This window comes from Gilliamella sp. Nev6-6 (genome assembly GCF_001690605.1).
Taxonomy (GTDB): Bacteria; Pseudomonadota; Gammaproteobacteria; order Enterobacterales; family Orbaceae; genus Gilliamella; species Gilliamella apicola_C.
This window is the reverse complement of record NZ_LZHP01000056.1, coordinates 1-6,195: the sequence shown is the minus strand read 5'-3', so window position 1 is coordinate 6,195 and position 6,195 is coordinate 1. Positions and strand designations below refer to the sequence as shown.

Annotated in this window: 3 protein-coding genes and 1 pseudogene; 3 read left to right on the top strand and 1 reads right to left on the bottom strand. The window is 39.9% G+C overall.

Annotation, left to right across the window (positions count from 1 at the left end; translation table 11 throughout):
* Together A9G42_RS06965 and A9G42_RS06960 are read left to right on the top strand one after the other, a co-directional pair.
* On the top strand, positions 1 to 4,476 hold a 4,476-nt coding region (locus A9G42_RS06965), incomplete at its 5' end, for a hemagglutinin repeat-containing protein (protein ID WP_179854626.1).
* A gap of 4 nt (positions 4,477 to 4,480) precedes the next feature.
* Complete coding sequence (locus A9G42_RS06960; RefSeq protein ID WP_065642544.1) at positions 4,481 to 4,837, top strand: hypothetical protein; 357 nt, start codon at positions 4,481 to 4,483, stop codon at positions 4,835 to 4,837.
* Positions 4,838 to 5,070: 233 nt separating this feature from the next.
* On the opposite strand, the pseudogene A9G42_RS06955 reads toward A9G42_RS06960, so the two are convergent.
* A pseudogene (locus A9G42_RS06955) lies at positions 5,071 to 5,799 on the bottom strand (IS256 family transposase); the annotation flags it as partial.
* A 142-nt stretch (positions 5,800 to 5,941) separates the two neighbouring features.
* Here A9G42_RS06955 and A9G42_RS06950 point away from each other — a divergent pair.
* Positions 5,942 to 6,195, top strand: a 254-nt coding sequence (locus A9G42_RS06950; protein ID WP_143426121.1) for an S-layer family protein, incomplete at its 3' end; no start/stop codon positions are given.

The following is a 6,195-nucleotide window of genomic DNA, read 5'->3' as shown; positions in this document are numbered from 1 at the left end:
AGCTTATGGATAATCAACAAAGAGACTGACAAAAATTATATTGTCGAAAGCGATCCGCGTTTTACTCAACGCAAAAAATGGCTCAGCTCTGATTACATGTTAAGCCGTTTAAATGCCGACCCGAATGCGATACAAAAACGATTAGGTGATGGTTATTACGAACAGCAATTAATACGAGAGCAAATTATTGGCTTAACAGGCAACCGCTATTTACATGGTTACCGTTCTGATTTAGAGCAGTATCAAGCTTTGATGGATGCGGGAATTAGTTTTGCTAATGCCTATGGTATTGTTCCCGGCGTTGAATTATCAGACGAACAAATGCGCGCACTAACCACTGATATCGTTTTATTAGTGAAAAAGACCATCACGGTAGGTGGTCAAACGCAAGAGGTATTAGTGCCACAAGTTTACGTAGTTAACCGTCCTCAGTTGGGAACTGATGGGGCATTAATCTCAGGCGAGAACGTGTTTGTTAAAGGGGATGAACTTAATAGTAATGGCTTAATTAAAGCCAAAAATGACATACTATTAGATGGGCATAATGTCACCAATAAAGGCACTATTTATGGTGGTAGAGTATCTATCAATGCGGAAAACGACATCACCAATTACGGCAAATTAGTGGGCGATAAACTGGTTTATTTATCAGCAGATAATGACATCAATTTATTATCAAGCACCCGCACACAGACTCGGGGGCGGAATTTAACTACCAATATAGACCAAACAAGTATTATTCAGGTAAATGATGGCAATGTTGTGATTGATGCGGGTCATGATATCAATACTAAAGCGGGATGGATTATTAATAATGGTGAAAGCGGTAATACTTGGTTACAAGCGGGTCACGATATTAAATTTAATACCGCAGATATTGAAGAGAAATTAGATTTTAGGGTCAAAAAAGACTACCGAAAAACGGATGAAAAAAGTGTGGTTGGCACAGGCATAAGTGCCGCTAATAATGTTATGCTTATTGCTGGTAATGACATTAATGCCAAAACGGTTGATATTACTGCGGGCAACCATCTTGGGTTACAAGCCGATAATGACATTATATTAGGCTCATCGGCCGAGCATTTTGAATTAGATGAATTTCACAAAAGTAAAAGTAAAGGGTTTTTAAATAAAACAACCACTACAACGCACACAGAAATAGATAACACCACGCAAAAAGGCAGTGAGCTGTATGGTGATAGCGTGAGTATCAGTGCGGGTAATAATCTCAAAGTCACGGGCAGCCAAGTGATTGGTAGCAATGATGTGGTGCTGAATGCCGGCAAGGAAGTGACCATTGATGCGGCAGAAGAGTCATATTACCGAAAACAAGAAACCAAAACTAAAAAATCGGGACTAATGAGCAGTGGGGGTATTGGGTTTACCGTTGGTAAAGAAAAAGAGTCCTTAAAACAGACAAATACCGAACAAGCCTTTTTGGGCAGTGTGGTGGGTAGCACAGATGGCAGTGTTAATATCCGAGCGGGTAAAGACGTGAACATCAAAGGCAGCGAAGTCATTGCGCAGCGTGATATCAAACTGCAAGGTGAAAACGTCAACATTGAAGCACTAGATGCCAAAACGACGTATAAAGAAGAGTATAAACACCAAAAATCAGGGCTTACTGTGGCGGTAACGGGTACGGTTAGTGATATGTACAACGCTAATCAAACCCGAGAGCAAGCCAAAAAACAGACTAACGAAAAAACCAAAGCGTTAATGAATATCAAAGCGGGGCTACAAGCGGGTAATGCGGCGTTAGAGACAGGTGCGAATTTACAAAATGGGGTACCTGAGGCGTCGATTGGAATTAACCTTAGCTTGGGTAGTGAAAAAACCAAGCGCACGGTAAACCAAGAGCAACATACGGTAGTGAGTAGTGGTATATCAGCGGGTCATAATGTCAGTATTATAGCCACGGGCAATGGACAAAAAGAGAGCGGCGATATTAATATCATCGGCAGTCAGGTGTCAGCAGGACATGATGCGATGCTCAAAGCCAACCATGATGTTAACATCGTAGGTCAAGAAAACACGAGCAAAACTGACACGAAAGAAAAGAGCAGCAGTGGCTCGGTGGGTGTGGGTTATAACTTTGGTGGACAAAAAAATGGCTTTAATATCTCAGCCAATGCGAGCCATAGTAAATCTCGAGAAAAAGGCAATGGTACCGACTGGACAGAAAGCGTGGTTGAAGCGGGTAATAAGCTCACAATCATAACGGGGAACGATGCTAACATTATTGCAGGACAAGTTAAAGGTGATAGGGTGGTTGCCGATATTGGTCATGACCTGAATATCGAATCAAAACAAGACAGCGATGAGTTTCATTCTAAAAGTACTTCTGCCTCGGCAGGGGGTAGTATCTCAATGGGCGGAGGCGGTAGTGCCAATGCATCAGCGAGTAAAACTAAAATGGACAGCAACTGGCAAAGTGTTACTGACCAATCGGGTATTTTTGCCGGTAAAGGTGGCTTTGACATTAAGGTAGGCAACAACACCGACCTAAAAGGGGCGGTCATCTCCTCGGAAGCCGAAGACCCGAGCAAAAACCGCCTTGATACGGGCACAATAAGCTTTAGTGATATCGAAAACAAAGCGGACTACAAAGTCAGTAGCAGCAGTGCTGGCATTAGCTCCAGTGGCATGCCATCGATGCCAACCAGTCGTAACAAGTCAGAGAAGGCAAACTCGACGACGCAATCTGCGGTATCAGAAGGCACGATTATAATTCGCAACAAGGACGGACAACAACAGGATATTGATGATTTAAGCAGAGATACCGAGCAGGCGAGTAACGAGCTCAAACACATCTTTAGCAAAGAAAAAGAGCAAGACATCATCGACCAAACACGCTTAGTGAGTGAGATTGGCGGTGAAACCTTAACCATGCTCAATCATATCGACCGCATAAGCGCAGAATCTGCAGCGAACAAAAAGCTAAAAGAAGAGCAGAAAAAAGCGAAAGAGCAAGGCCTCGTTTTAACCGACGAGCAGGAACAGAAAATCTATGAAAAGGCCTACAACGATGCGATGAACGAAGGGATGTCAGCGATGGGCAGTGACACCCGTCAAGGCGTTGAAATGGCGGTTAACATTATTAATGGGCTAATCACGGGCGACATGACAGGGGCTGTTGCGGGGGCATTAGCACCGAAGATAGCCACCATAATCAAACAACAGACAGAAGGAAACACCGTCGCCAACACAATTAGCCATGCTATACTGGGCGCAGTAGTTGCTGAGCTACAAGGCAACTCAGCCTTAGCGGGAGGTTTAGGGGCAGCAGCGAGTGAACGTAGTGCTGAAGTCATAGCGGGCATTTTATATCCGGATAAAGCAGTAACAGAGTTATCGCAAGAAGAGCGACAAAAAATCAGCGCACTATCCCAACTAGCTACAGGTCTTGCCATCGCAGCATCTGGTGGAGATATCCAAGATGTGAATACGGGGATTGCTGCGGGGAAAAATGCGGTTGAGAATAACTATTTAAATTCTTCCGATCATCAAGATAAAGTAGGTTTAGAATATAAAGAAAAAGAAGGTTTATTAACTGAAGACGAAAAGCAAAAGTTAGTGGAGCTTAGAATTAAAGATGAAAGCTCAACAAATGCATTATTAGAAGCTTGTGTTGATGTAAATAGTGAAGGTTGTCATATAGAGCGCCAAAAAGCTTATGATGCGCTAAGAACATATGTAAATTATTATTATAACAAATTAGAGCACCAAAATGGCTATTTAGAAATAAAACAATTATTAGATGGAACGTCAAACACACCAGAGGCAAATCAATTACGAGCTATCTATCAAGGGTATTTAGAAAGTTATAAGCGTTTTGGTTATAGTGACGAACAAGCCAGAGTGATGGCAGGTAGGACTATGGGTAGCATGATAATGCTTCATGGTCTTACAGGAACTATAACGCTTCCTAAGATAAATAAAATTTTTGGTGGTAGTAAGCTATTACAGGTTGGAAAAGTGACGAGTCCACAAATAATAAAAAATAGTGAAGGATTGAATGAAGTAAAAATCAATCAAACACCGCTTGAAGGACAAAACCGTCTCAATACGCCAGATTTAGGCGGTAGTGGTAAATTAAAACCCGCTGAAGCAGCCGCTGCAGCGCAGCTTGAGCCAGTATTAGGTAAAATGGAGCGTTATACGCCGCCTGAAGGAGCCACAACTGGTTCTTCACCAGACTTTATTATTACTTCAGGTCCCAATAAAGGTAAAACTGTTGATGCAATGTATACAACTGACAAATTGTCACAAAAGGAAATTGATGGTTTAAATAAATTTTATGAAAAAAATATGAGCATAGGTAACGGGAAAATCGTTATCCAGGATCATTTGAAAAAAGCTGATTTTGTTCCAGTTGACTTTAGAGTATTAACCCCAGTTAATCAAAAAATTTTTCTAGATTATGTAAAAACCTTGCCTAAAGCGCAACAAAATAAAATCCTTATTATGAGGTAATACAATGGGTGCATCTATAATTTTTAGTCGGGATGATTCAATAGAAAAAATTGAAGATAAATTTAAATCAACATATGTAAACGGAAGCTATTGGGATGCCTTTGGTGATTTGCTAGATGCAGTATTTTTACCTAACTATCCTAAATTACATGAAATCATAAAATCGGAAGAAGGAGAATACTTAAAGTTTTATTCTTTTGTCGAGTTGGACAAGGAACAATTTAACCAATCTGTAAAATTAATAAGGGATTATATTGCAAAGCAGAGTAATCCAACCGAATGGCAAAAAATGGCTCAGGTGGTATGGAATGAAATAGCGGAGCCTTATATTATTAAAGACAATCGTTATCAGCCCAGTTAGATTAATTCCATCTTGAATTTTACATATTAGCAAGTTAAAGGTGACGGTTAACACCGTCACTAAATCCTATAATTCCAATAAAACAAAAGTCTAATAAAACATTAATATCAAAACACTAAACAATAACCCAAAATCAAATCCAACCAAACAAAAAAACAAAACAAACGGTATAGACTCCTGAATTATTTTTACAAAACGAAGTGAGACTGTTCATAATTCTGTGTCAGCTTAATTCACAAAGAGATTACCTTATCAAGACGATTAGGAAAAAATATCATCAATTGTGACAATGCTAAATTCCAATTTTGGATTGGCATTGTCCATTTTTTCTCCGCATTTTGCAACCCTAAATACAGCAGCTTGAGTAGGCTATTTTCATTAGGAAATCCGCTTTTTGTCTTTGTTAATTTGCGAAATTGTCGATGAATTGACTCAATAGCATTGGTGGTATAAATCACCTTACGAATAGGCTCAGGATAGCGGAAATAAGCCGATAAATTATCCCATTTACGACGCCATGATTGGATGACGATTGGATACTTATCGCCCCATTTTTTCTCAAGTTCATCTAATGCATCAATTGCTGCTTCACGAGAGGCCGCCTTGTAAACAAGTTTCAAATCGCTCATAAATGCTTTGTGATGTTTAGAGGCAACATACTTAATTGAATGGCGGATTTGATGAATAACACAAAGTTGAACCTCTGTTTGTGGGTAAATAGTATTAATCGCTTCAGGAAAGCCAACTAATCCATCGACACAAGCAATTAAAATGTCATTTAATCCTCGGTTTTGTAAATCGGTCAACACCGATAACCAAAAATGAGCCCCTTCGTTTTCAGATTAATACAAGCCTAATACTTCCTTTTTTCCTGATAAATTAAGTGCAAGTACAGTATAAACAGCCTTACTGCGATAAACCCCATCTTCTTTTACTTTATAATGAATTGCATCCATCCAAACAAACACCATTAGAATTTATGAGCCAAATCTAACTTTACCAGATAACAGCTTATGGATAATCAACAAAGAGACTGACAAAAATTATATTGTCGAAAGCGATCCGCGTTTTACTCAACGCAAAAAATGGCTCAGCTCTGATTACATGTTAAGCCGTTTAAATGCCGACCCGAATGCGATACAAAAACGATTAGGTGATGGTTATTACGAACAGCAATTAATACGAGAGCAAATTATTGGCTTAACAGGCAACCGCTATTTACATGGTTACCATTCTGATTTAGAGCAGTATCAAGCTTTGATGGATGCGGGAATTAGTTTTGCTAATGCCTATGGTATTGTTCCCGGCGTTGAATTATCAGACGAACAAATGCGCGCACTAACCACTGATATCGTTTT

Excerpts from the sequence above, each read along its gene's own strand:
- A9G42_RS06960 (WP_065642544.1), top strand. The coding sequence starts at position 4,481 with ATGGGTGCATCTATAATTTTTAGTCGGGATGATTCAATAGAAAAAATT.